Here is a 422-nt window from a genome sequence, read left to right as displayed (position 1 = left end):
CGGCTGGATCACCTCCTTAATAAAGAGTACGACGAGGAGCCGAAGCGCCCACACAGTTTGTTTTCAGAAGAACAAGAACGAGAAAAGAGCATGATTAAGTCAATGAGTGCGAATACAATTGCATGCTTAATCCTTGACTAGGAATCACCAAAAAAAGTTTTGCAAGTGATTTTCTTTAATCGATAGCAACGAATAAAGAAAATGCCGCGGCAAAAAAAATTGGGTCTGTAGCTCAGCTGGTTAGAGCGCACCCCTGATAAGGGTGAGGCCGGTGGTTCGAGTCCACCCAGACCCACCAACCACTCGTTCATAAGATGATGCAGATTAAAGTGTTTTTATTGAGAGCATTTCAATCTGGAACATCCAGGCGTTCATTAACAATATGGTAAAGAAATAGAGGTAACACAAGCGAATTAGTATTG

Annotated in this window: 1 tRNA gene; it reads left to right on the top strand. The window is 42.2% G+C overall.

Annotated elements, in window-relative coordinates:
* Nucleotides 1-221: 221 nt before the first annotated feature.
* Nucleotides 222-298 (top strand) — tRNA-Ile (locus tag Lfee_RS07510).
* Nucleotides 299-422 lie beyond the last annotated feature (124 nt).

It is taken from the genome of Legionella feeleii, from assembly GCF_001467625.1.
Taxonomy (GTDB): domain Bacteria; phylum Pseudomonadota; class Gammaproteobacteria; order Legionellales; family Legionellaceae; genus Tatlockia; species Tatlockia feeleii.
The sequence above is the reverse complement of the archived record's forward strand: the minus strand, read 5'-3'. Positions and strand labels throughout refer to the sequence as shown.